This window comes from Pseudoxanthomonas mexicana (assembly GCF_046736355.1).
Classification (GTDB): Bacteria; Pseudomonadota; Gammaproteobacteria; order Xanthomonadales; family Xanthomonadaceae; genus Pseudoxanthomonas_A; species Pseudoxanthomonas_A mexicana_B.
Genome location: NZ_CP157201.1, coordinates 1,564,163 through 1,586,723, shown reverse-complemented (window position 1 = coordinate 1,586,723; position 22,561 = coordinate 1,564,163). Strand labels below are relative to the sequence as shown.

At 67.4% G+C, this 22,561-nt stretch carries 23 protein-coding genes and 2 pseudogenes; 19 read left to right on the top strand and 6 right to left on the bottom strand.

Going from position 1 to position 22,561, the window contains the following annotated elements; translation table 11 throughout:
- Positions 1-41 precede the first annotated feature (41 nt).
- The 4 genes from AAG688_RS07300 to AAG688_RS07285 all read left to right on the top strand — a co-directional run bounded on the left by AAG688_RS07300 (position 42) and on the right by AAG688_RS07285 (position 4,291).
- Entirely contained in the window at positions 42-1,739 is a 1,698-nt protein-coding gene (locus tag AAG688_RS07300; RefSeq protein ID WP_411834671.1) for an Hsp70 family protein, read from the top strand.
- Complete coding sequence (locus tag AAG688_RS07295; RefSeq protein ID WP_411834670.1) at positions 1,736-3,244, top strand: J domain-containing protein; 1,509 nt, start codon at positions 1,736-1,738, stop codon at positions 3,242-3,244. The genes AAG688_RS07300 and AAG688_RS07295 overlap by 4 nt, the downstream gene beginning before the upstream one ends.
- A gap of 160 nt (positions 3,245-3,404) precedes the next feature.
- Entirely contained in the window at positions 3,405-3,920 is a 516-nt protein-coding gene (locus AAG688_RS07290) for a bactofilin family protein (RefSeq protein WP_411834669.1), read from the top strand.
- A complete protein-coding gene (locus AAG688_RS07285) occupies positions 3,917-4,291 on the top strand; it encodes a hypothetical protein (protein ID WP_411834668.1) in 375 nt (124 codons plus the stop codon). The genes AAG688_RS07290 and AAG688_RS07285 overlap by 4 nt, the downstream gene beginning before the upstream one ends.
- Here the strand turns inward: AAG688_RS07285 and AAG688_RS07280 are convergent.
- Positions 4,288-5,155, bottom strand: a pseudogene (locus AAG688_RS07280) (IS5 family transposase). The gene AAG688_RS07285 and the pseudogene AAG688_RS07280 sit on opposite strands and share 4 nt — an antisense overlap.
- A 295-nt stretch (positions 5,156-5,450) precedes the next feature.
- On the opposite strand from AAG688_RS07280, the gene AAG688_RS07275 reads away from it, so the two are divergent.
- The 4 genes from AAG688_RS07275 to AAG688_RS07260 are packed head-to-tail and all read left to right on the top strand — an operon-like array spanning position 5,451 to position 8,384.
- A complete protein-coding gene (locus tag AAG688_RS07275; RefSeq protein WP_411834667.1) occupies positions 5,451-6,479 on the top strand; it encodes a radical SAM protein in 1,029 nt (342 codons plus the stop codon).
- A gap of 13 nt (positions 6,480-6,492) precedes the next feature.
- Positions 6,493-7,605 (top strand): hypothetical protein, encoded by a 1,113-nt coding sequence (locus AAG688_RS07270; RefSeq protein WP_411834666.1) that lies wholly within the window; start codon positions 6,493-6,495, stop codon positions 7,603-7,605.
- Positions 7,606-7,611: 6 nt separating this feature from the next.
- Positions 7,612-8,133, top strand: a complete 522-nt coding sequence (locus tag AAG688_RS07265) for a PH domain-containing protein (RefSeq protein ID WP_411834665.1) — start codon at positions 7,612-7,614, stop codon at positions 8,131-8,133.
- A gap of 14 nt (positions 8,134-8,147) precedes the next feature.
- Positions 8,148-8,384, top strand: coding sequence for a hypothetical protein (locus AAG688_RS07260; protein ID WP_411834664.1), 237 nt, complete (start codon positions 8,148-8,150; stop codon positions 8,382-8,384).
- Between the two features lie 13 nt (positions 8,385-8,397).
- Here AAG688_RS07260 and AAG688_RS07255 read toward each other — a convergent pair whose 3' ends face one another.
- Positions 8,398-8,712, bottom strand: coding sequence for a hypothetical protein (locus AAG688_RS07255; RefSeq protein ID WP_411834663.1), 315 nt, complete (start codon positions 8,710-8,712; stop codon positions 8,398-8,400).
- A gap of 121 nt (positions 8,713-8,833) precedes the next feature.
- Positions 8,834-8,986 (bottom strand): annotated as a pseudogene (locus tag AAG688_RS07250) (transposase); the annotation flags it as partial.
- Between the two features lie 171 nt (positions 8,987-9,157).
- Between AAG688_RS07250 and AAG688_RS07245 the strand changes: the two are divergent.
- On the top strand, positions 9,158-9,472 hold the full coding sequence (locus AAG688_RS07245; RefSeq protein WP_411833340.1) for a DUF1153 domain-containing protein: 315 nt from the start codon (positions 9,158-9,160) through the stop codon (positions 9,470-9,472).
- A complete protein-coding gene (locus tag AAG688_RS07240; protein ID WP_411833735.1) occupies positions 9,472-10,290 on the top strand; it encodes an IS3 family transposase in 819 nt (272 codons plus the stop codon). The genes AAG688_RS07245 and AAG688_RS07240 overlap by 1 nt, the downstream gene beginning before the upstream one ends.
- Positions 10,291-10,383: 93 nt before the next feature.
- Here the strand turns inward: AAG688_RS07240 and AAG688_RS07235 are convergent, their stop codons facing one another.
- From AAG688_RS07235 to AAG688_RS07225, 3 genes are read right to left on the bottom strand one after another with little or no spacing between them, the layout of a single operon-like run.
- Entirely contained in the window at positions 10,384-10,638 is a 255-nt protein-coding gene (locus AAG688_RS07235) for a DUF6587 family protein (RefSeq protein ID WP_411834662.1), read from the bottom strand.
- Positions 10,639-10,641: 3 nt separating this feature from the next.
- Positions 10,642-12,510, bottom strand: a complete 1,869-nt coding sequence (gene feoB, locus AAG688_RS07230; RefSeq protein ID WP_411834661.1) for a ferrous iron transport protein B — start codon at positions 12,508-12,510, stop codon at positions 10,642-10,644.
- Positions 12,507-12,755 carry a FeoA family protein gene (locus AAG688_RS07225; protein WP_411834660.1) on the bottom strand — a complete coding sequence of 83 codons (249 nt, stop codon included), beginning with the start codon at positions 12,753-12,755 and terminating at the stop codon, positions 12,507-12,509. Before AAG688_RS07225 ends, feoB begins: the two co-directional genes overlap by 4 nt.
- A 109-nt stretch (positions 12,756-12,864) precedes the next feature.
- Here AAG688_RS07225 and AAG688_RS07220 point away from each other — a divergent pair, with 109 nt between their 5' ends.
- From AAG688_RS07220 to yeiP, 9 genes are all read left to right on the top strand, one after another.
- Positions 12,865-13,653, top strand: a complete 789-nt coding sequence (locus tag AAG688_RS07220) for an enoyl-CoA hydratase-related protein (protein WP_411834659.1) — start codon at positions 12,865-12,867, stop codon at positions 13,651-13,653.
- A 107-nt stretch (positions 13,654-13,760) separates the two neighbouring features.
- Positions 13,761-14,177: an endonuclease domain-containing protein gene (locus tag AAG688_RS07215; protein ID WP_411834658.1), complete on the top strand. Its 417-nt coding sequence runs from the start codon at positions 13,761-13,763 to the stop codon at positions 14,175-14,177.
- Positions 14,177-16,171, top strand: coding sequence for an acetyl/propionyl/methylcrotonyl-CoA carboxylase subunit alpha (locus AAG688_RS07210; protein WP_411834657.1), 1,995 nt, complete (start codon positions 14,177-14,179; stop codon positions 16,169-16,171). Before AAG688_RS07215 ends, AAG688_RS07210 begins: the two co-directional genes overlap by 1 nt.
- A 5-nt stretch (positions 16,172-16,176) precedes the next feature.
- Complete coding sequence (locus AAG688_RS07205) at positions 16,177-17,073, top strand: hydroxymethylglutaryl-CoA lyase (RefSeq protein ID WP_411834656.1); 897 nt, start codon at positions 16,177-16,179, stop codon at positions 17,071-17,073.
- A complete protein-coding gene (locus AAG688_RS07200) occupies positions 17,070-19,658 on the top strand; it encodes an EAL domain-containing protein (RefSeq protein WP_411834655.1) in 2,589 nt (862 codons plus the stop codon). Before AAG688_RS07205 ends, AAG688_RS07200 begins: the two co-directional genes overlap by 4 nt.
- Before the next feature lie 85 nt (positions 19,659-19,743).
- Complete coding sequence (locus AAG688_RS07195) at positions 19,744-20,355, top strand: hypothetical protein (protein ID WP_411834654.1); 612 nt, start codon at positions 19,744-19,746, stop codon at positions 20,353-20,355.
- Positions 20,356-20,359: 4 nt separating this feature from the next.
- Complete coding sequence (locus AAG688_RS07190) at positions 20,360-20,923, top strand: hypothetical protein (protein WP_411834653.1); 564 nt, start codon at positions 20,360-20,362, stop codon at positions 20,921-20,923.
- Positions 20,924-21,012: 89 nt separating this feature from the next.
- Entirely contained in the window at positions 21,013-21,783 is a 771-nt protein-coding gene (locus tag AAG688_RS07185) for an SDR family NAD(P)-dependent oxidoreductase (RefSeq protein ID WP_411834652.1), read from the top strand.
- 101 nt (positions 21,784-21,884) lie between these two features.
- Positions 21,885-22,451: an elongation factor P-like protein YeiP gene (gene yeiP, locus AAG688_RS07180; protein WP_411834651.1), complete on the top strand. Its 567-nt coding sequence runs from the start codon at positions 21,885-21,887 to the stop codon at positions 22,449-22,451.
- The last annotated feature ends 110 nt before the right edge of the window (positions 22,452-22,561 follow it).

Genomic DNA, 22,561 nt, shown 5'->3' with positions numbered 1-22,561 from the left:
CCGCTTAAACTGTCATCGCCCCTTCCCGCACAGGACGCCGGATGATCGTCGGCATCGATCTTGGCACCACCCATTCACTGATCGGCTGCTACGACGGACAGGCGCCGCGGCTGATCCCCAACGCGCTCGGCGAGTACCTGACGCCTTCGGCCGTCAGCGTCGACGCCGACGGCAGGCTGATGGTCGGCCGCGCCGCGCACGAGCGCCTGCTGACCCATCCCGGCGACAGCGTGGCCACCTTCAAGCGCTGGATGGGCAGCCAGCGCGAGACCGCGCTGGGATCGCGCAAGTACCGTCCCGAGGAACTGTCGGCGCTGGTGTTGCGCGCGCTGCTGGACGACGCGCGCAGCCACCTGGGCCAGGAGATCACCGAGGCGGTGATCAGCGTGCCGGCCTACTTCGGCGACTCGCAGCGCAAGGCCACCCGCGCGGCCGGCGAGCTGGCCGGCATCAAGGTCGAGCGGCTGATCAACGAGCCCACCGCCGCCGCGCTGGCCTACGGCCTGCAGGAACGCGTGGACGGCTCGACCTTCATCGTGCTGGACCTGGGCGGCGGCACCTTCGACGTGTCGATCCTGGAGGTCTTCGATGGGGTGATGCAGGTGCACGCCAGCGCCGGCGACAACCGCCTCGGCGGCGAGGACTTCCTCGACCTGCTGGTGGACGCCTTCTGCCGCGATCAGAAACTGGACCCGCAGAAGCTGTCGGCGCAGGAGAACGGCCAGCTGCGCCTGCGCATGGAGGCGCTCAAGCGCCAGCTCGGCCAGCAGGATCGCGCCGGCCTGCAGATCCAGCTCGACGGGCGCGCCTGCGAGTGGGAGATCGCCGAAGCGCGCTTCCACGAGCTGGCCAACCCGCTGCTGCAGCGGCTGCGCCAGCCGATCGAGCGCGCGCTGCGCGACGCGCGGCTGGCCCCGGACCAGTTGCAGGAAGTGGTGATGGTCGGCGGCGCGTCGCGGATGCCGCTGTTCACCCGGCTGGTCGCGCGCATGCTGGGGCGGCTGCCGCTGCGCCACGTCAACCCCGACCAGGCCATCGCGCTGGGCGCGTGCGTGGCCGCCGGCATGAAGGCGCGCGACCAGTCGCTGGAAGAGGTGGTGATGACCGACGTGTGCCCGTACACGCTCGGCGTCGGCACCGGCCGCATCGACGACGGCGGCCGCGAGACCACCGGCCACTTCAGCCCGATCATCGAGCGCAACGCGACCGTGCCGGTCAGCCGCGCCGAGACGTTCGCCCCGCTGCACGACAACGCCGACCACGTGCTGCTGGAGATCTATCAGGGCGAGAGCCCGCGGGTGATCCACAACGTGCTGCTGGGCACCCTGCGGGTGCCGCTGCCCAAGGGCAGGACGCGCGAGCAGAACAACTTCGAGGTGCGCTTCACCTACGACGTCAACGGCGTGCTGCAGGTCGAGGCGCACGTGCTGGCGACCGGCCTGAAGCACGAGCTGATCCTGGAGGGCAACCCCGGCGTGCTGACCCAGGCCGAGATCCGCGAGCGGCTGGCGCAGTTGGAAGCGTTGAAGATCCATCCGCGCGAGGACCAGGCCAACCTGGCGGTGATCTCGCGCGCCGAGCGGCTGTACGAGGATCACCTCGACCTGCGGCCGATGCTGCACGACTGGCTGGCGCGCTTCATGGGCGTGCTGGAAAGCCAGGATCGCGAGCGCATCGCCCGCCATCGCGGCGAGCTGGCGCGCGCGCTGGACGAGCTCGAACAGCGGATCGACGCATGACGCCGTTCGGGCAGCTGGGGCTGCCGGCCGACGCGGACGAGCGCGCGATCAAGCGTGCCTATGCGCGGCTGCTGCGGCAGTGCCGGCCCGACGAGGACGCGGCCGCGTTCCAGCGCCTCAACGACGCCTACCAGCACTGCCTGATGCTGGCGCGCCGGCGCGCGCTGGCAGTGGCCGATGTCGATGGCGATGCCGGCATCGATACGGAGGACGCGCCTCTTCCCGCCCGCGACGACGACGCGGCGCTTCCCGCGCGCGCGCCGCAATCCCGCACGGAAGAGGCGGACGGCGCGCCGCATGGTTTCGGCGACGGCGACCCGCACGTGCCGGATGCCGCGCACATCCCGGAGACCCGCACCTACGATGCCGGCCCGTTCCTGCGCGAACTGTGGGAGCGCCTGCAGGCCGACGACGCCGCGGCGCTGCGCGACTGGCTCTGGCAGCAGGAGGATCTGTATTCGCTGTCGCTGCGCGACGCGCTGCGCCCGCACGTGGTCGAGATGCTGGTCGAAGGCGAGCCGCCGCCGATGCCGGAACCGCTGGAGGTGGTGCTGGAGTTCTTCGGCCTGGACGCGCTGCTGGGCGATCGCTGGCTGGCCGAGCAGGTGCGCACCGCCAGCGAACGCAGCGAGGCGGCGCAGGCGTTCGTCGAGCGCACCCTGTCGGCGCTGAAATCGAAGTCGGGCAAGCCGGTCGATCGCCTGCTGCTGCGCGAGCTGATGGAGCCGATGCGGCCGGCGCGGCGCTGGCTGCTGATGCTCTGCCCCACCCTGCCCGGCCGGCTGCGCGCCACCCTCCTGGATCTGCAGCAGGCGCACCCGGCGATGACCCGGCGCCATCTCGATGGCGGCAGCCTGGCGTTCTGGCTGCAGGCCACCGACCGCGCGCGCTTCGCCCGCCCGCGCTGGGCGCTGCTGGTCTCGCGCTGGCTGCTGTATGGCCTGCTCGCCGCCTGGGCCATCTCGCGCCTGAGCATCCCGACGGCGCCGCTGCTGGACGTGCTGCCACGGACGCTGGGCTGGATCGTCATCCCCTGGCTGCTGTACGCCGTCGCGCTGGCCGGCCTGATCCGGCTGCGCGAATGGAACCGCAGCAAGCGCGGCTGGGACGAGTCGCTGGCACTGACCCTGGCGCTCGCGGGCGGACTGACCCTGCTGGGCCTGTTCCTGCCGTGGCTGGGCAACCTCGGCTTCCTGATCCTGGCGATGGTCTGGATCGCGCCGCGCTCGGGCGGCGCGTACTGGCTGGCCTTCGCGCTGCTGTGCCTGGCCGCGTTGTTCACCGGCACGCTGCTGGTCAAGCTCGACCTGGCGCGCCTGGCCGGCGATCGGATGATGCTGCTGGTGCCGCTGTCGGCGCTGGGCCTGCTGCTGGGCCACGACCGCCTGCTGGCGCACCGGCACCGGCTGGCGATGCCGCAGGCGCGGCGCAGCGGCGGATGGCTGGGCCTGTGGTCGGGCGGACTGGCGGCCACGCTGGCAGCGGTGCTGCTGCTGTTTCCCTGAAGCGCCAGCGGCGGCACGCCGAAACGGAACGTGATGGCGCGCAAGCGGGGCCACGGCCCACGAAAGCCGCATCCATCGGTCTTTTTCCGCAACAGGTCACAACTTCGCCGCGCGGTGACGGGCCATAGTGCGGGTCCTTCCAGACTGGAGACCCCCGCCCATGTCCATGTGGAAAGATCAGGCCCGCAAGGATTCCCCCGCCCCGCCGCCGGAACCGGTGACCCTGCGCGACCCCGCGCCGGCGGCCGCCGCCGATTTCACGCCCACCGTCACACCGCCGGCCGCCCGCGCCGCCGCCGAGCGTGAGCTGAAGGAATCGCTGATCGCCGCCGATCTGACCATCGAGGGCAAGATCGAGGGCGCCGGCCACATCCGCATCGCCGGCAAGTTCAAGGGCGACGTCAACGTGCAGGGCGACCTGACCATCGAGAACGGCGCCAAGCTCAACGGCGGCGTGCGCGCCAAGAAGGTGATCATCGCCGGCGAACTGGAAGGCAACATCGAATCGGCCGCGCGCGTCGAACTGCTCGCCTCCGGCGTGCTGATCGGCGACGTCAAGGCCGGCTCGCTGACCGTGGCCGCCGGCTCGCGGATGCGCGGCCAGGCCGACTTCGGCTGGGAAGGCGACAAGGCCTCCTCCGACAAGGGCGGCAAGGACTCCGGCCCGGCGGCATGATCAATCCGCGCCCCGGCACGCCCGGCGCCACCCGCACCTGCCCGCACTGCAAGACCACGATCCTGGAAAGCGCCGTGGTCTGCCCGGCGTGCCGGCACCACCTGCGCTACGACCCGACGGCGGCCGCGACGGCCGCCGCCGCGGAAACCATCACCCCGCTGAAGGTCGAGGGCAGCATCCGCCAGCCGGCCGACGGCGGCGCATGGGAATACTGCGTGGTGCTGAGCATCCGCAACGATCGCGGCGAGGAGATCCGGCGCGAGGTGGTCGGCGTCGGCGCGATGCAGGCGGGCGAGCAGCGCAGCTTCGCCCTGGCGGTCGAAATGACGCCGGCGGCCGGCAAGGGTGGCAGGCGCGGCACGAAGCACTAGCGTGGTTTCAGTGTGCGGGATGCTTCAGTACGACGCAGGAATGAATTAGAGCGTGTTATGAACTTTGGAAGGATCGTAGCGGCATTGCCGAGCATCAAGATTGTGAAGACGACGAAGTGCAGCCCTGCCAAGGTCTCGGGTAGCCGCTCGTAGTCCCAGGCCAATCTCCGGAAGCGGTTGACCCAGCCGAAGCTGCGCTCGACCACCCAGCGCCTGGGGAGCAGCACGAATCCCTTCTTCGCTTCCGGCCGCTTGATCACCTGCAGGTCAATGCCTTCTTCCTTCGCCGCGTCTGCCGCCTCTTCGCCGGTGTACCCCCGAGCCACGAAGGCCAACTTCACCGCCTCGCCTGTCACATGTTGCACTTCCTGCGACAACAAACACACCTGCGCACGCTCCTGCTCGCTGGCGGGCGTGACCTGTGCTGCGAGCAGGTAGCCCAGCGTATCGACCGCCATGTGTACCTTGCTGCCCTTCCTGCGCTTGTACCCATCGTAACCCGCACGTGCCTCGCTCTCGCAGGTCGATTGCAACGTATGCCCATCGAAGATCGCAGCGCTGGGCTGCCTTTGCTTGCCCCGGGCCACTTGAAGAATCGAACGCAGGTCATTGACCATCGCCTCGAAACAGCCTGCCTGAAGCCAGCATTGGGTCTGCTGATAGACCGCTTCCCACGGCGGGAAGTCATTGGGGGAGCAGGCGCCAGGGCGCCCCGGCCCGCGCCATCCAGCGAAGAGCATTGAACATCGCACGCAGATCGTACTTGCGCTGCGGCGCCTGCTCGGTCATCAAGGTCAGGTAGGGCGCAGCGAAGGCCCATTCTTCGTCGGAAACGTTGGTCGGATACGGCTTGCGTGACGTCATCGGCGTAACATAGCGCCAACGCTTCAAAGTTCATAACACGCTCTAGCGTTGCCACCGCAGACGTTAAGTCTACTCATCTGCCGGCTCTACCTGATCAGGCTGGAGCAGAGCCTGTTGCCGCGGCTGATTGCGTGCCTGGCTAAGTGAGAATTGCGTGATGTTCCGGCGTAATCCGCTGAAAGTACGCGCCACTCGGGGCAGGCATTGACAGCGGTCGAGTTTAGCGATAGATCTATCCTTCCCAACGGCGTACTACCGATCTGGATATTGATCCAGTATTAGGGGACACAAGGACGTGGGAATCGACAGAGCATTCAGTCCGCATACGCTCACCGTGCTTTGCACCTATCAGTGCACGGCGGCCTGCAAGCAGTGTTGTTTCGAGTCGGGCCCCAGGGTGACGGGCCGGCTTTCGCGCGAGACAATTATTGCGCGCATCGCGGAGGCAAAGCGGACTTTTCCGCGGCTTGCGCTGGTTGCGTTCAGCGGCGGCGAAGCAATGATGTTGAAGGACGATCTGCATGCGGCTATTGCGTTTGCGAGCGCCGAGGGCCTGACCACACGGGTAGTCTCCAATGGTTATTGGGGCAAGACACCGCAATCAGCACGCACAGCTGTCAAAAAACTCACGCAGGCTGGGCTATGCGAGCTCAACATTAGCACCGGCCGTGACCATCAGGAATGGGTGCCTGCGGCTAGCGTCGTGAACGCCGCCGCCGCAACTGCGGAGGCTGGCTTATTCTGCCTCATCACTGTCGAGAATGACGGAGAAGACCGCAGCCTTCTTGACGAACTACTCAAGCACCCATTGTTGGCGCCGTTTATCGAATCGCGCGCAGTGACGATTCAATCGAACTCGTGGATGCCGTTCCACGATACTGCAGAATATCGAGAGCAGCGGGTAGATGTCCAAGAACTCCGCAAGGGCTGTGATCAGATTTTCGGCACGACTGTAGTTACGCCGCACGATAATCTGTCGGCCTGCTGCGGACTCACTCTCGAACACATTCCCGAGATGAGGCTGGGAAAGAACAACGGAAGCAACATGGAGGCGCTTTATGCCTCCCAGTTCGACGATTTCATGAAGGTGTGGCTACAGGTCGACGGGCCATACACAATCGTCGAGCGCCTGATGGACGCGTCTGCCGAGCGATACTTAAAGAATGTGGTCCACATCTGCGAAGCATGCGCGATACTTCACAAGAATCCCGATGTACGAGCCACGGTGATGGAACGCTACCAGGAGTTCGTTCCTGAGATTACGACTCGCTTCAAGATTGCGATGGCTCTGCGTGAGCGCGCAGACACCACTCCTTCACTCTGATTGAGGCAGACACATGAAAGCGGACAAGAACCGAAGGAAATTGATCCAGGCCAGCCTCATCGCCCCGTTGGCTGCGACATTACCAACAGCGGCGGGGTCTTCCTTCGGCCGATTGCACGGAGCTCCTGCCAGTAAAGCTCCCTTGGCTGGAGCCGCAGTGACTGCTGAGAAGATGGTCCTACCTCTAGCGGAGTCTGGAATTCCCGCTGAAGCGTTGACTGATCTTTCTCGCGTGTCGACGCTGGTCGAATCTGTGTTGACAGATGAGAAAGCCGCTGGCGCTTTCTTCGCCGGTCCAGGCAAATATTTTGAGGCGCACGGCCTCGATGGCACTGATTCAACCCTTGTCGATACATCCGTGAGGATGCTCGTTGCACTGACCGAGCCCTCAGTGAAGAACGCCTTGGTGCGGCGCAACTATCCGGATTTGTTCGCCTACCTGGAAGCAGCCGGAGTATTCGAGCCGCGCAACCCCTCGGAGTTGCAGGCACGCGTCCAACGGTTGATCTCCGACAATCTGACAGAGATTAGGCGAGCCATCGATGAGCGCAGCAAGACACCCATGACACGCCAGGAGCAATCGGAACTCCTCGAGATTCTGCGCGAATCCGGTGCGCTGAATGCGGAAGACGAGTTGGCCGCAGTGGCGCGCGTGCTCAACGGCAATAGCGGCGAGGTTACGATTGCGGCATGCTCAGCCATGGCCGCATGCGTGGTCGGCATCGCGCTGATGGCGGCACTCTATGTATCCGTTGCGATAGCGGCTACTGTTGCCGTGCTGGCCGGTATTAGCATCAGCATCGCCGTAATGACCGCCATCTTTGCCGGAGGCTCTACTCTGCCGCAGTCGTTCAGTGCACCCTTCACGGGGCAGTTCATGAGGCTCGATCCGGCGGCCATTCGCAACATTCAGCGAGCCTACAAAATTGCCGCTGTCACTCACGACGGACAGATGCAGCTGCACGCACTGCGTGGTCTGATCCGGGAGGAGGTCGAGGCCGTCCTGGTATCACTGTCCAATCTCCAAATCATCAGTATTGATCGCCAGACCATGCCCAAGGCTGTGGATGCTGTAGCACATTATGCTTGCCGATCGGCAGGCATTCCTACGAACCTATCGGCCTGACTTCCAATGTTCTCTATCAGCGCTCTGAATCCCAAAACCATCTCAACCTTGCTGTTGCTGGGGTCGGCACCACTCTTGCTCATAGCTGGATTGCTGTACGCCTTCGCGCACCAAGGGAAGGGCAGTCTCGCACCCTCAATCGGCACTGTCGGGATTGCAGTCCTGCTCGCGATCCTCGCATTGTGGCAACTTTCCGTAGTTCGGATAGAGGTCAATGCGGACACGCTGCGAGTAGGTGGAGGATTTTATCGCGTTTCTGTTCCCCTCAGTGAGGTGCGCCGTGACGCGGTGATGAGGCGTGATCCAGCAGACCCATCACAAATGCTTGGTCTGCGGACCAATGGTATTGGCATGCCAGGTTTGGCGTTGGGTTGGTTCAGGGCAAAGTCCGGCGGTGAAAAGATTTTCGCCGCCGTAACTGAGGGTGAAAGGGTTCTGGTCATTCCGACCACCGCGGGGTACTCTATCTTGGTGTCGCCCGACGATCCCGATGCCCTTCTTGAGGCATTGGCTACCGCCCCCCAATAGTCCAGTTGCACCACATGCAACTACTACTCAGGCCGGGCGCACTGCTTCTATCCTTGGGTCTCGGCCAGACGCTGAAGGTTCTTTCCGAACGGTCACAGGCTGCTGCAGCCACTGGCGATGTCGTTCCGCAAGAAAAAAGGTCGGCGATGCACCTGCTTATTGTGGATGTGTGGACTGATGTGATTTCTGGACCTCACACCGTAGCGAACTTTCAAGCACCCAACACAGCGATCGCCGAGAATCGCAATTGAATCAAGTGGAACATCAGTGCGGATTCTGAAATTTCTCTGCGCCTACGGCAAGTGAGACAGCAACAATCAGTACTGTAAGTACCATCAGTATAAGAAGCGCCGCTGATAGTCCCGGTTTCTGCAGCGAAACCAGTCCAGACATCAGGAAGAGCACAGGAAGAATAGCAAGCCGGTTCCCAGCCCAGCGGTGCAGGGCAGCAGGGTCCTTCACACGCGCGTAGCTGACGATGTTTAGCGGCCTCGATTTTCCTGCAAAGCGAACAGCCAACGCGGGAACGAGGAGTACAGGAACAAGCAACAGTTGAATGATCGCAAGCAGAGTCGCCATGTTGGTTCGCTCCTGGCTTAAGTCTCGTCACGAAAATGACGAAGAATTAAGGTAGCTCAATTGCCAAAACTGCGCACTGAGAAACTGCCCGCTCAGTTCCCAACCGATGGGCTAGAGCGTGTTATGAACCTTGAAGGATCGTAGCGGCATTGCCGAGCATCAAGATTGTGAAGACGACGAAGTGCAGCCCTGCCAAGGTCTCGGGTAGCCGCTCGTAGTCCCAGGCCAATCTCCGGAAGCGGTTGACCCAGCCGAAGCTGCGCTCGACCACCCAGGTCGGAATCTCTACCGGCTAATGGCCCTGCTATCGGGGGTGGGTCAGTGCGGTGTCCCGCAAGAAACTTCCGATTCGTCGTCCCGCGAAGGCGGGGACCCCACGACTTCCCGAGTCGTGTAATGACCCAGTGATTTCCTGCTCAGGTGCTACCTTTTGACGGAGAGCACGATGAGCCAAGTGATGGACGAAGAGATCAAGCGATGGACGGCCCGGCGGAAGTCGGCGCTGGTGCTGGAAATCATCCAGGGCAAGACGACGGTGGCCGAGGCCAGCCGGCAGTTCGACCTGACCCCATCAGAAGTCGAGGGTTGGGTCGAGGAAGGCAAGCGCGGGATGGAGAACGCCCTGCGGGCGAAGCCCGAGGACGTTCGGGAGCAGTACGAGCGGCAGCTCAAGGACCTGCAGGAAGCTTACGGCGAGGCGATGCTGGAGCTGCGCGCTCGAAAAAAATTGGCGTCCCTGTTGGGCAAGGACGAGACCTGATGGTCTCAATCCAGCAGGGACTGCGGGAGGACGGCTTCGAGGTCTCGATGGTGAAGCTGTGCCGGTGGTTCGGCGTGGCGCGCAGGACGGTGTACTACCGACCGACCAAGGCACCGCCGACGGTGCGGCCGGAGTTGGCCGAGCCGATCAAGGCGCTGATCGAGGAAGAGCCATCGTTCGGCTACCGGACGGTGGCGGGCCTCCTGGACATGAACAAGAACACGGTGCAGCGGATCTTCCAACTGATGGGCTGGCAGGTCCGCAAACGGGCCGTGGGTGCTCGTCCACGGATCCAGGCGCTGCCGTCGGTGGCGCAGGCCCCGGACGAACGTTGGGCGACCGACCTGTGTCGGATCTGGGGTGGTCGGGATGGCTGGCTCACCCTGGCCCTGGTGATCGACTGCTACACCCGGCAGCTGCTGGGCTGGCAACTCTCGCGCAGCGGCAAGGCCAGCACCGCGGCCGCGGCGCTGGAGCAGGCGTTGATCGCCCGGTTCGGGACCTTGGGCCGGGTGCAGGCGCCATTCCTGCTGCGCTCGGACAATGGCCTGGTCTTTACCAGTCGCAACTACACGCGGCTGGTGCGCGGCTACGGCCTGCAGCAGGAGTTCATCACCCCGCACTGCCCGCAGCAGAACGGGATGGTCGAGCGCCTCATCCGCACCTTGAAGGAGCAGTGCGCGCATCGCCACCGCTTCGAAACCCAGCAACACGCCATGCGCGTGATCGGCGACTGGATCCAGTTCTACAACCACCGGCGCCCCCACCAGGCGCTGGGCATGAAGACACCCGCCGAGGCTTATGCCTTAGCAGCCTGACCTGTGCAGGAACCGCTGGGTCATTACAGTCGTCTCAAGGCACGAGATCCCCCTTCGCGGTGATGACGCCCTGGAGATTCGCGGGACTCCACCCTACCGCCGCGGATCAGACGGCCCGCAGTTGTCGCAGCCGCCGCAGGCGTCGTTGCCGCCGGCATTGCCCGGCGGCGCGATGCGGCGCCCTATGGCGCGCAGCCAGCCGGCGCGTCCCTCGCGCAGCAGCGGCAGCGCCAGCGCGATGCGCAACCGGCGCAGCGGCCCCGGGAACTGCTTCTTCGCCACCACCCACAGGCTGACCACCACCGCCACGGCGATGATCGCGTACTGCACGGACAGCGGCAGGTCCATCGCTCAGCCGGCCCCCAGCGCCACCGCGACCTGGTAGGTGATCATCGACGCCAGGTAGGCCAGCACGAACAGGTAGCCGGCCGCCATCGCCATCGTCTTCCACGAGCCGGTCTCGCGCTTGATCGCCGCCCAGGTGGCGATGCATTGCGGCGCGTAGATGAACCACACCAGCAGCGACAGGCCGGTGGCCAGCGACCAGCCATCGGCGATCAGCGGCGTCAGCGCCTCGGCGGCGGCCTCATCGTCGGCCGCCGACAGCGCGTAGACGGTGGCCAGCGAGGCCACCGCCACCTCGCGCGCGGCCAGGCCGGGGATCAGCGCGATGCTGATCTGCCAGTTGAAGCCCAGTGGCGCGAAGAACGCGGCCAACGCATGGCCGATGCGGCCGGCGAAACTGTAGTCGATGGCCGGGCCGGTCGCGCCGTCCGGCGGCGCCGGGAACGACAGCAGGAACCACAGCAGGATGGTCAGCGCCAGGATGATGCCGCCGACGCGCTTGAGGAAGATCATCGCCCGCTCCCACAGGCCGATCAGCAGATCGCGCGGGTGCGGGATGCGGTACGAAGGCAGTTCCAGCAGCAAGGGATGCTCGCTCTTGTCGCGGCGGTACTTCTTCATCACCCACGACACCGCCAGCGCGCTGACGATGCCGGCCATGTACAGGCCGAACAGCACCAGCCCCTGCAGGTTGAACCAGCCGACCTCGCGCGCCGGGATGAACGCGCCGATCAGCAGCGCGTACACCGGCAGCCGCGCCGAGCAGGTCATCAGCGGCGCGACCAGGATGGTCGCCAGCCGGTCGCGCGGATCCTGGATGCTGCGGGTGGCCATGATGCCGGGGATGGCGCAGGCGAAGCTGGACAGCAGCGGGATGAACGAGCGGCCCGACAATCCAGCCGAGGCCATCATCCGGTCCAGCAGGAACGCCGCGCGCGGCAGGTAGCCCGACTCCTCCAGCGCCAGGATGAAGGCGAACAGGATCAGGATCTGCGGCAGGAAGATGACGACGCCACCGAGGCCGGCGATGACGCCGTCCACCAGCAGGCTGGACAGCGGGCCTTCCGGCAGCGCGCCGGCGGCCCATTCGCCGAGCGCGCCGGCGCTGGCGTCGATGGCGTCCATCACCGGCGTGGCCCAGGCGTAGACCGCCTGGAAGATCAGGAACATCACCGCCGCCAGCGTCAGCAAACCGAACAGCGGGTGCAGCAGCCAGCGATCCAGCGCGTCGTCCACCCTGGCGGTGCGGGTCGGCATGCCGACCGCCAGCGACAGCAGGCGGCGGGTCTCGGCGTGCAGGGCCTGTTCCGGCGTCGATTCGGCGCCGGCTTCCAGCGCGCGCCGCGGCGGGTGCGGATCCTTCGCCATCGCGTCGATCCGCTCGACCAGCGCGCGCGCGCCGTTGCGGCGCACCGCCACCGTCTCGACCACCGGCACGCCCAGCTCGCGCTCCAGCGCGGCCAGGTCGATGGCGATGCCGCGCCGCTGCGCCGCGTCGATCATGTTGACCGCCAGGATCATCGGCTTGCCCAGCTCGCGCACTTCCAGCGCGAAGCGCAGGTGCAGGCGCAGGTTGGTCGCGTCGACCACGCACACCAGCACGTCCGGCGCGGCCTCGCCGGGCAGGAAGCCGCGGCAGAAATCGCGCGTGATCGCCTCGTCCAGGCTGGCCGCGTGCAGGCTGTAGGCGCCGGGCAGGTCCAGCACCGCGTAGCTGTTGCCGGCCGGCGTGTGCAACCGGCCTTCCTTGCGCTCGACGGTGACGCCGGCGTAGTTGGCGACCTTCTGCCGGCTGCCGGTGAGCTGGTTGAACAGCGCGGTCTTGCCGCAGTTGGGGTTGCCGACCAATGCCAGCCGCAGCGGCGCCGCGCTCATGCCGTCGCCCCCTGCGCCAATGCCACCTGCACGCGCGCAGCCTCGCTCAGGCGCAGCGCGAAGCGGGTGTAGCCGATCTGCACCAGCAGCGGCTCGCCGCCGATCGGCCCGCGCGCCATCACCTGCACCTCCTCGCCTTGGACGAAACCCAGTTCGCGCAGGCGGCGGGCGATGTTGTCGTTGGGGCCGCGGTCGGTGACGGACAGGACGGTGGCCGGCGTGCGGCCGGGCAATTCGGACAACATCACAAAGGATTCTCAAATGCGAACTGTTCTCGATTCTACCATTCCGCAGCGCACACCGGGCCGACCCCGCTGCCCGGCTATCATGCGGGCCCCCGAGGGAGAGGATGCGATGGCCGGATCACTGGTCGAGGAACCCACCGGCGCCGTGCTGCGCCTGCGGCTGGACAGGCCGGAACTGCACAATGCCTTCGACGCGGCGCTGATCGCGTCGCTGACCGCGGCCCTGCAGCGCGCCGGCGACGACGAGCGCGTGCGCGTGGTGGTGCTGGAGGCAGCCGGCGCCTCGTTCTCGGCCGGCGCGGACCTGAACTGGATGCGCGGCATGGCCGCCGCCGGCGAGGCGGAGAATCGCGAGGACGCGCTCGCCCTGGCCCGGCTGATGCGCACGCTGGACGAACTGCCCCGCCCGACCGTGGCGCGCGTGCACGGCGCGGCCTTCGGCGGCGGCGTCGGGCTGGTGGCCTGCTGCGACATCGCCATCGGCGTGCCGGAAGCCAAGTTCGGCCTGACCGAAAGCAGGCTGGGCCTGCTGCCGGCGGTGATCTCGCCCTACGTCATCGAGGCCATCGGCGCGCGCCAGGCGCGGCGCTGGTTCGCCAGCGCGGAGGTGTTCGACGCCGACACCGCGCTGCGCATCGGCCTGCTGCACCAGGTGGTGCCGGCCGCGCAGCTGGACGAGGCGGTGGAACGGCAGATCGCGCTGCTGCTGAAGGCCGGCCCGAAGGCGGCCGCCGGCGCCAAGTCGCTGGTGCACCGCGTCGCCGCGGGCGGGGACCGCGATGCGCTGGACCGCGAGAACGCCGCGCTGATCGCGCAGCTGCGGGTATCGCCCGAGGGACAGGAAGGCCTGGGCGCGTTCCTCGACAAGCGCGCGCCGAACTGGACCAAGCAGGAGTAAAAGCCCTCCCCTTCAAGGGAAGGGTTGGGTGGGGATGGTTGTCCCCCAACCATCGAAAAGTTCCGAAGCAAGGAAAATCCCGATGCAACGTGTTCAAGGAGGAACACATGCAAGCCCAGACCAACAGGAAAATCCTCGGCAACCGCCTGCAACGCCAACTCCGCAACAATGCGACGGATGCGGAAAGAAGGCTGTGGCGCGAATTGAGAGGCAGGCAGTTGGAAGGATGCAAGTTCAGGAGGCAACATCCGTTCGGCGACTACATCCTGGATTTCGCCTGCCTTGAAAGGAAAGTGGTCGTGGAGCTGGATGGAGGCCAGCATGCGGACAATGCGGCCCATGACGCCATCCGCAGCCGCGCCTTGGAAAAGGCTGGATTTACGATATTGCGGTTCTGGAACAACGAAGTATTCGGCAACATCGAAGGAGTGGTCGAAGTGATATTGAATGCGCTGGCACGTCAAGCCACACCATCCCCACCCAACCCTCCCCTTGAAGGGGAGGGCTTGAAGCAGGACACCTGATGTTCTCCAAGATCCTCATCGCCAACCGCGGCGAAATCGCCTGCCGCGTCATCCGCACCTGCCGCCGGCTCGGCATCGCCACGGTGGCCGTGTACTCCAGCGCCGACGCCGACGCCCAGCACGTGCGCCTGGCCGACGAGGCCTGGCCGATCGGCGGGCCTCAGCCTTCGGAGAGCTACCTGCGCGGCGACGCCATCCTCGAGGTCGCGCGGAAGACCGGCGCGCAGGCCATCCATCCCGGCTACGGTTTCCTGTCCGAGAACGCCGACTTCGCCGAGGCGGTCGAATCGGCCGGGCTGGTGTTCATCGGCCCGCAGGCGTCGTCGATGCGCAGGATGGGCAGCAAGGCCGGCGCCAAGGAGCTGATGGACGCGGCCGGCGTGCCGGTGGTGCCCGGCTACACCGGCGAGGACCAGTCGCCGGCGACGCTGGCGCGCGAGGCCGCGCGCATCGGCTTCCCGCTGATGATCAAGGCCGCGCACGGCGGCGGCGGCAAGGGCATGCGCATCGTCCACCGGCTGGAGGACTTCCCCGGCCAGCTGGAGAGCTGCCAACGCGAGGCGCGCGGCGCGTTCGGCCGCGACCGCGTGCTGCTGGAACGCTACGTGCAGTCGCCGCGCCACATCGAGATCCAGATCTTCGGCGACCGCCACGGCCAGGTGATCCACCTCAACGAGCGCGAGTGCTCGGCCCAGCGCCGCTACCAGAAGGTGCTGGAGGAATCGCCCTCGCCCTTCCTCACCCCGGCGCTGCGCCAGGCGATGGGCGAGGCGGCGGTGCTGGCCGGCAAGGCGATCGACTACGTCAACGCCGGCACGGTCGAGTTCATCGTCTCGCCGGAGGGCGAGTTCTACTTCATGGAGATCAACACCCGCCTGCAGGTCGAGCACCCGGTCACCGAGATGACCACCGGCCTGGACCTGGTCGAGTGGCAACTGCGCATCGCCGCCGGCGAAGCGCTGCCGCTGGCGCAGGACCAGGTGCCGCAGCGCGGCCATGCCATCGAGGTGCGGCTGTACGCAGAGGATCCCGAAGCCGGCTTCCTGCCCGGCTCGGGCCGGCTGGAGACGCTGCGGCTGCCGGAACCGTCGCCGCAGGTGCGCATCGACTCCGGCGTGATCGAGGGCGACGTCGTCACCATCTTCTACGACCCGATGATCGCCAAGCTGATCGTCCACGACGCCGACCGCCCGCGCGCGCTGGCGCGGCTGCGGCAGGCGCTGGCGCACTGCCACGTCGAGGGCCCCAAGTCGAACATCGCCTTCCTCGAACGGCTGGCGCGGCACCCGGCCGTGGTCGAGGCCAGCATCGACACCAGCTACCTGGACCGCTATCTGGACCAGTTCATGCCGCAGGACGCAGCCGGCGACGCCGCGCTGCTGGCCGCCGCCGCCAGCGTCACCCTGCTCGAACAGGAGCGCCACGCGCAGCAGGCGGCGGCGCGCTCGGCCGATCCGCATTCGCCCTGGGCCATCGCCGACGGCTGGCGGCTGGGCCATGCCGGCGGCCGGCGGCTGGCGTTCCTGCACCGCGGCGAGGAAGTCGTGCTCGACGCCCACGGCGCGCAGGGCCGCTACCGCATCCGCAACGGCGAGGCGCTGCACGAGATCGAGGGCGCGCGGCTGACCGGCGACGGCGTCAGTCTGCGTATCGATGGTCAGGGAAGGCGGCTGCTGGCCGCGCGCGCCGGCGACCGCCTGACCCTGCACGACGGCGAGCGCAGGCTGAGCCTGCAGATCGTGCCGGCCTACCGCCGCGGCGAAGGCGACGAGCACGGCGGCGAGAACCGCGTCGCCGCGCCGATGCCCGGCCGGGTGGTGCTGGTCAGGGCGCGCCCAGGCGATGCGGTCACCGCGGGACAGGAGTTGCTGGTGATGGAAGCGATGAAGATGGAACTGGCGCTCAAGGCCCCGCGCGACGGCGTGGTCGCCGAGGTGCGCGCGGCCGAAGGCGATTTCGTCGAGGCCGACGCCGTGCTGGCGGTGCTGGAGTGAAGGGCATGGGCGACTTCGTCCGCATCGTCGAGGTCGGCCCGCGCGACGGGTTGCAGAACGAGAAGGCCCACGTCTCCACCGCCGACAAGATCGAACTGATCGACCGGCTCTCGGCCACCGGCCTGCGCACCATCGAGGCGACCAGCTTCGTCAGCCCGAAGTGGATCCCGCAGCTCGCCGACGCGGCCGAGGTCTACGCCGGCATCACCCGCCGGCCGGACGTGGCCTACCCGGTGCTGGTGCCCAACGAGACCGGCTACGAGCGCGCCCGCGCGGTCGGCGTGGAGGAGATCGCGGTGTTCACCGCCGCCTCCGAGGCCTTCAACCGCAGGAACGTCAATGCCGGCATCGACGAGTCGCTGGCGCGCTTCGCGCCGGTGCTGGAGCGCGCGCGCGCCGACGGCGTCAAGGTACGCGGCTACGTCTCCACCGTGCTCGGCTGCCCCTACCAGGGCGAGGTGCCGCTGGCCGACGTGGTGCGGGTGTCGCAGCGCCTGCACGCGATGGGCTGCTACGAGATCTCGCTGGGCGACACCATCGGCGTCGGCACTCCGCACCAGGCGCGCGCGATGCTGCAGGCGGTGGCCGCCGAGATCCCGCTGGACGCGCTGGCGGTGCATTTCCACGACACCTACGGGCAGGCGCTGGCCAATCTCCTGGCCTGCCTGGAGGCCGGCGTGCGGGTGGTCGATGCGGCGGTCTCCGGCGCCGGTGGCTGCCCCTACGCCAGCGGCGCCAGCGGCAACGTCGCCAGCGAGGACGTGGTCTACATGCTGCACGGGCTGGGCCTGCGCACCGGCGTGGACCTGCCGCGCCTGGCCGAGACCGGCCGCTGGCTGGCCGCGCGGCTGGGCCGCGAGACCGGCAGCAAGGCCGGCAAGGCGATGACCGCCGTGCCATGACCCGCCCGCCGGCCCGCTCGGACGATGTTCCGGACGCGCCGGAAGACGGCGATGGCGACGCCCTGCTGCAAGCGCTGCGGCGCGCCGGCGGCGACCCTTCCCTGTCGCCTTCCACCCGTGAACTGCTGGCGCAGGCCGCCGGCGCGCTGGCGCTGGCGCACCGCGACATCGCCGCCGCCCAGCTGCGCTACCGCACCCTGTTCGACGCGGTGCCCGACCCGGTCAGCATCATCGCCGAGGACGGCACCGTGCTGGACCTCAACCGGGCCGGCATGCAGGCCTACCGCCGCCCGCGCGAGGAGATCGTCGGCCGCAACATCCGCGTGCTGAACCCGGACCTGCCGCGCGATCACATGGTTCCGGTGTGGGAGACGCTCAACCGCGGCGACACCTACGTCATCGAAGTGACCAACATGCGCGGCGACGGCAGCCGCTTCCCGGTCGAGGTGCACTCGGCCAACATCCACTTCGACGAGCGCAAGAGCCTGGTCGCCGTCGCCCGCGACATCAGCGGCCGCCGCGAGGCCGAGATGCGCTACCGCGAGCTGATGGAGACCATCGACAAGGGCATCGTCGTCGAGGACCGCCACCACGAGATCGTCCACTGCAACGGCGCCGCCCTGCGCATCTTCGGCATCGGCGAGAACCAGCGCGCCAAGGACGAGCTGCACCTGTCGCGCTGGCGCATCGTCGACGGCGACGGCCGCGAACTGCCGCCCGAGCGCCTGCCCGCGCGCATCGCGATGGCCACCGGTCAGGTGGTCGAGAGCGTGCTGCTGGGCCTGTACCACCGCAGCAACCGGCACCTGCGCTGGCTGACCGTCACCTCGGTGCCGCAGTTCGCCCCCGGCGACAGCGTGCCGACGCAGGTGACCTCGATCTTCAGCGACGTCACCGAGCTCAAGCGCGACAGCGCGCTGTTCGATCGCGCGCAGTCGCTGGCGCACATCGGCGGCTGGGAATGGGACATCGGCCGCGACCGCATGTACCTGACCGACGAGTCACTGCGCATCCTCGGCGCGGCGCGCCCGCTGGAGACGCTGGAATCGGTGCTGCTGTGCCTGCGCGACCCGGACCGCCAGCGCCTGCGCGCGGCCATCGAGCAGGCGGCGACCGGCGGCAAGGCCTTCGACATGGAGCTGCAGGGCAGCCGCGCCGATGGATACGTGTTCTGGATCCGCGTGATCGGCGAGGCCGAACCCGGCGACCCCGGCTCGCTGCGGGTGACCGGCACGATGCAGGACATCTCGCTGGACAAGCAGGCCGAGGAGACGCTGCGCATCCAGGCGCGCACCGACCCGCTGACCGGGCTGATGAACCGCGACGCGGTGCTGACCGAACTGGGGCTGCGCCTGGCCGATCCCGGGCGCGCGCAGGTGGCGGTGCTGTACATCGACCTGGACCGCTTCAAGATGGTCAACGACGTGCTCGGCCACAACGCCGGCGACGAGCTGCTGGTGCAGGCCTCGGACCGCATCCGCGGCGCGGTCGGCACCGACGGCATGATCGCGCGCTTCGGCGGCGACGAGTTCCTGGTGATCTGCGAGGGCGGCTGCGCCGCCGAACTGGCCGACGCGGTGCTGGGCGCCTTCGCCGACGCGTTCCGCTTCGGCAAGGACGAGTTCGCCATCACCGCCAGCATCGGCGTGGCGCGCGCCCCGCACGACGGCCAGCGCCCGCAGCAGCTGATCCAGAACGCCGACATCGCCATGTACGACAGCAAGCGGCGCGCGCGCAACGGCTGGCAGCTGTTCTCGCCGGACCTGGCGCGGCGCCAGCAGGACCGCATGCAGATCGAGACGCAGCTGCGGCGCGCGGTGGACAACGAGGAATTCCGCCTGGTCTACCAGCCGCAGGTGGACCTGCGGCATGGCGGCGTGGTCGCGGTCGAGGCGCTGATCCGCTGGCAGAACCACCAGCTCGGCGAACTGCGCCCGGACCTGTTCATCAGCCACGCCGAGACCACCGGCGACATCGTCCGCATCGGCAGCTGGGTGCTGCGCGAGGCCTGCCGGCAGATCGCCGAGTGGCGCGCGCAGGGGCTGGGCATCGTGCGGGTGGCGGTCAACGTCTCCTACCGCCAGTTCGTCGGCGACGACCTGGCCGACCGCGTGCGCGCGCTGCTGCATGAGTTCAGCCTGCCCGGCGCGGCGCTGGAACTGGAATTCACCGAGCGCGTGCTGATCGAGGACGCGCCGGCCACCCTGCGCACCTTCGCCGAGCTGCGCGAACTGGGCGTGATGCTGGCCATCGACGACTTCGGCGAGGGCTACAGCGCGCTCAACTACCTGCGCCGGCTGCCCATCCACGGCCTCAAGCTGAGCCAGCTGTTCACCGAGGGCGTGCCGGACAACCGCTCCGACGTGGCGGTCTGCCAGGCGGTCTCGGCGATCGCGCGCAGCCTCGGGCTGGGGCTGGTCGCCGAGGGCGTGGAATCAGAGGCGCAGCGGCAGTTCCTGCTGCAACTGGGCGTGCCGGTCGGCCAGGGCTTCCTGTTCGCGCCGGGCCTGTCGCCGGAGGAATTCGCCCGCCGGCTGGCCGATACGGCGCCCGGACCGGAGCACAGGCCCTATCTGCCCGCCTAGCAGGTACGTTTACTTTTGTGAGGGCTTGCGGCTATAAATCCGCACCGCCTGGGTAGCCGGCGGCAACAACGACTCTGGGGGAAAAATGGAAATCGTCTTCCTGCGCGCCTCGCGCGCAGCTGCTTTCGCGTGCCTGTGCCTGCTGCTCACCGGCTGCCTGTCGATGAAGTCCTATGTCGACACCGCCCTGCCGGTGGTGAGCAAGGGCGAACTGGTCCGGCCCGCCAATCCGCAACCGGCGCAGGTGCTGTTCGAGTTCCGGACCAAGGGCAACGCCAACGCGAAGGCGACCGACCAGCTGCGCGGACGCGTGCTGGCATCGATCGTCGAATCGCAGATGTTCGGCACCCTCAATGCCGCACCCGACGGCGATTCCCCGGCGGTGCTCAAGGTCGTCATCGACAACGTCCCGATTACCGACAATGCCGCCGCCAAGGGCTTCGGCACCGGCCTCACCTTCGGCCTGGCCGGCTCCATCGTGACCGACGGCTACGTCTGCGAGGCGACCTACCAGCGCGCCGGCAAGACGACGAGCACCACCGTCAAGCATGCCCTGCACACGACCATCGGCAACCACTCCGGGGTCAAGGGCGTACCCGCGATGCAGACGCAGGATGCGCTCAACCAGGTCATCGACCAGTTGGTGCTCAATGCGCTGAAGAACCTCGATGCGCAGTCGGCGTTCGCGGGGGAGTGAAGCCATGACCCTTCCGAAGCTCCTGTCGATCGCGGCGCTGGCGTTGACGCTCTCGGCGTGCGTGTCGATGCCGGCTCCCAGGTACCAGCCGGGCGTCGAGAACACCTCGGTGCTGCTGCAACACCGCCCGAGGCTTTCGATCGGTGCGTTCACCGCTTCCACGGACATCAACAACCGCTCCCTGAGCATTCGCGGTTCGCAGTTGAAGGGAGGCAGCGACGGCACCTACTCCGGCTACCTGCGCGAAGCCCTGATCAGCGAGCTGGAAGCCGCGCATGCCCTGGACGCCTCCGCGCCCGTCGTCCTCAGCGGCGAACTGACCCGCAACAGCCTGGACGGCAGCGGCGTCAAGGTGGGCAAGGCGGAAGTCGGCGCGCGCTTCGCGGTCGCCAGGAACGGCACGGAAATCTATGCCAGGGAATTGATCGTGCAGCACGAATGGGAATCCTCGTTCGTGGGTGCGATCGCCATCCCGGCGGCGATGGACAACTATTCGGCTGCGGTCCAGAAGCTGATCGGCAAGCTGCTGGCCGATCCCGAATTCATCGCCGCGGTGCAGAGCGATTGAACCGGGCGGGAGCCGGCACGCAGCCGGCTCCCGTGTCCCGGGGTTTCCGTGGCTGGAGTAAAATGCCGGCCTTTCCCCGGAGATTCCCGATGCAGCTTTCCGATACCCGCGCCGTGGTCACCGGCGGCGTCTCCGGCCTGGGCCTGGCCGTGGCGCGACACCTGGTCGCCGCCGGCGGCAAGGTCGCGCTGTTCGACGTCAACGACGACAAGGGCGCGGCCGCCGTCGCCGAGCTGGGCGAGGCCAACGCGGGCTACTTCCGCACCGACGTGACCGACGAGGCCGGCGTGGCCGCCAACGTCGCCGCGGCGAAGGCGTTCATGGGCGGGCTGAACGCGGCGATCAACTGCGCCGGCATCCTCGGCGCCGGCCGCGTGCTGGGCAAGGAGGCGCCGATGCCGCTGTCCACCTTCCAGGGCACGGTGATGGTCAACCTGGTCGGCAGCTTCAACGTCGCCAAGGCCGCGGCCGACGCGATGCAGCACAACGCCCCGGGCGAGGACGGCGAGCGCGGCGTGATCGTCAACACCGCCTCGGTGGCGGCCTACGAGGGCCAGATCGGCCAGGCCGCGTATTCGGCCTCCAAGGGCGGCGTGGTCGGCATGACCCTGCCGATGGCGCGCGAGCTGGCGCGCTTCGGCATCCGCGTCAACACCATCGCCCCGGGCATCTTCTGGACACCGATGGTCGACGGCATGCCCGAGTCGGTGCAGCAGTCGCTGTCGGCCTCGATCCCGTTCCCGTCGCGGCTGGGCCGTCCCGAGGAATTCGCCGGGACGGTGGCCTTCATCCTGCAAAGCCGCTACGTCAACGGCGAGACGATCCGGCTGGACGGCGCGGTGCGGTTGGCGCCCAAGTAGCGGGAATCGGGAATGGAGAATGGGGAATCGTTAAAGCTATACCCCGGCTATTCCCGCTTTCCCATTCCCGACTCCCTATTCCCCATTCCCGGATTCACCCCATGAAAGCCGCAGAAATCAAGAAAGGCAACGTCGTCGAATACAACAACGGCGTCTACCAGGTCCGCGACATCGACCGTTCCTCGCCGCAGGGTCGCGGCGGCAACGTCCGCTTCCGCTTCACCATGTACAGCGTGCCGGGCAACAACAAGCTCGACGCCAGCTTCGACGCCGACGACAGCCTGACCGAGGTCGAGCTGCTGCGCCGCCAAGCCACGTTCTCGTACAAGGACGGCGATGCCTTCGTGTTCCTCGACGACGAGGACTACACGCCGTACACGCTGGACGCCGACGTGCTGGGCGATGCGGCCGGCGACATCACCGACGGGCTGGGCGGCTGCTACGTGCAGGTCATCGACGAGCTGCCGGTGGCGCTGCAGCTGCCGCAGCACGTGGCGCTGGAAGTGATCGAGACCCCGCCCGAACTGAAGGGCGGCACCGCCACCAAGCGCCCGAAGCCGGCCAAGCTGAGCACCGGCATCGAGATCATGGTGCCCGAGTACATCGGCAACGGCGAACGCGTGCTGGTCAACACCACCACCGGCGAGTTCGGCGGTCGCGCGGATTGATTCACTGCGTGTAGCCACGCTCGCCGGGCAAGCCCGGCGCTACAGCATCCTGTAGAGCGGAGCTTGCTCCGCTGGCGTGGCCGGCAGACGGTTCAACGCGGCTCCTGCAC

Bases quoted from the DNA above. Each gene is read 5' to 3' on its own strand.
- AAG688_RS07300 (WP_411834671.1), top strand. From the start codon at position 42: ATGATCGTCGGCATCGATCTTGGCACCACCCATTCACTGATCGGCTGC.
- AAG688_RS07295 (WP_411834670.1), top strand. From the start codon at position 1,736: ATGACGCCGTTCGGGCAGCTGGGGCTGCCGGCCGACGCGGACGAGCGC.
- AAG688_RS07290 (WP_411834669.1), top strand. From the start codon at position 3,405: ATGTCCATGTGGAAAGATCAGGCCCGCAAGGATTCCCCCGCCCCGCCG.
- AAG688_RS07285 (WP_411834668.1), top strand. From the start codon at position 3,917: ATGATCAATCCGCGCCCCGGCACGCCCGGCGCCACCCGCACCTGCCCG.
- AAG688_RS07270 (WP_411834666.1), top strand. From the start codon at position 6,493: ATGAAAGCGGACAAGAACCGAAGGAAATTGATCCAGGCCAGCCTCATC.
- AAG688_RS07265 (WP_411834665.1), top strand. From the start codon at position 7,612: ATGTTCTCTATCAGCGCTCTGAATCCCAAAACCATCTCAACCTTGCTG.
- AAG688_RS07260 (WP_411834664.1), top strand. From the start codon at position 8,148: ATGCAACTACTACTCAGGCCGGGCGCACTGCTTCTATCCTTGGGTCTC.
- AAG688_RS07255 (WP_411834663.1), bottom strand. From the start codon at position 8,712: ATGGCGACTCTGCTTGCGATCATTCAACTGTTGCTTGTTCCTGTACTC.
- AAG688_RS07245 (WP_411833340.1), top strand. From the start codon at position 9,158: ATGAGCCAAGTGATGGACGAAGAGATCAAGCGATGGACGGCCCGGCGG.
- AAG688_RS07240 (WP_411833735.1), top strand. From the start codon at position 9,472: ATGGTCTCAATCCAGCAGGGACTGCGGGAGGACGGCTTCGAGGTCTCG.
- AAG688_RS07235 (WP_411834662.1), bottom strand. From the start codon at position 10,638: ATGGACCTGCCGCTGTCCGTGCAGTACGCGATCATCGCCGTGGCGGTG.
- feoB (WP_411834661.1), bottom strand. From the start codon at position 12,510: ATGAGCGCGGCGCCGCTGCGGCTGGCATTGGTCGGCAACCCCAACTGC.
- AAG688_RS07225 (WP_411834660.1), bottom strand. From the start codon at position 12,755: ATGTTGTCCGAATTGCCCGGCCGCACGCCGGCCACCGTCCTGTCCGTC.
- AAG688_RS07220 (WP_411834659.1), top strand. From the start codon at position 12,865: ATGGCCGGATCACTGGTCGAGGAACCCACCGGCGCCGTGCTGCGCCTG.
- AAG688_RS07215 (WP_411834658.1), top strand. From the start codon at position 13,761: ATGCAAGCCCAGACCAACAGGAAAATCCTCGGCAACCGCCTGCAACGC.
- AAG688_RS07210 (WP_411834657.1), top strand. From the start codon at position 14,177: ATGTTCTCCAAGATCCTCATCGCCAACCGCGGCGAAATCGCCTGCCGC.
- AAG688_RS07205 (WP_411834656.1), top strand. From the start codon at position 16,177: ATGGGCGACTTCGTCCGCATCGTCGAGGTCGGCCCGCGCGACGGGTTG.
- AAG688_RS07200 (WP_411834655.1), top strand. From the start codon at position 17,070: ATGACCCGCCCGCCGGCCCGCTCGGACGATGTTCCGGACGCGCCGGAA.
- AAG688_RS07195 (WP_411834654.1), top strand. From the start codon at position 19,744: ATGGAAATCGTCTTCCTGCGCGCCTCGCGCGCAGCTGCTTTCGCGTGC.
- AAG688_RS07190 (WP_411834653.1), top strand. From the start codon at position 20,360: ATGACCCTTCCGAAGCTCCTGTCGATCGCGGCGCTGGCGTTGACGCTC.
- AAG688_RS07185 (WP_411834652.1), top strand. From the start codon at position 21,013: ATGCAGCTTTCCGATACCCGCGCCGTGGTCACCGGCGGCGTCTCCGGC.
- yeiP (WP_411834651.1), top strand. From the start codon at position 21,885: ATGAAAGCCGCAGAAATCAAGAAAGGCAACGTCGTCGAATACAACAAC.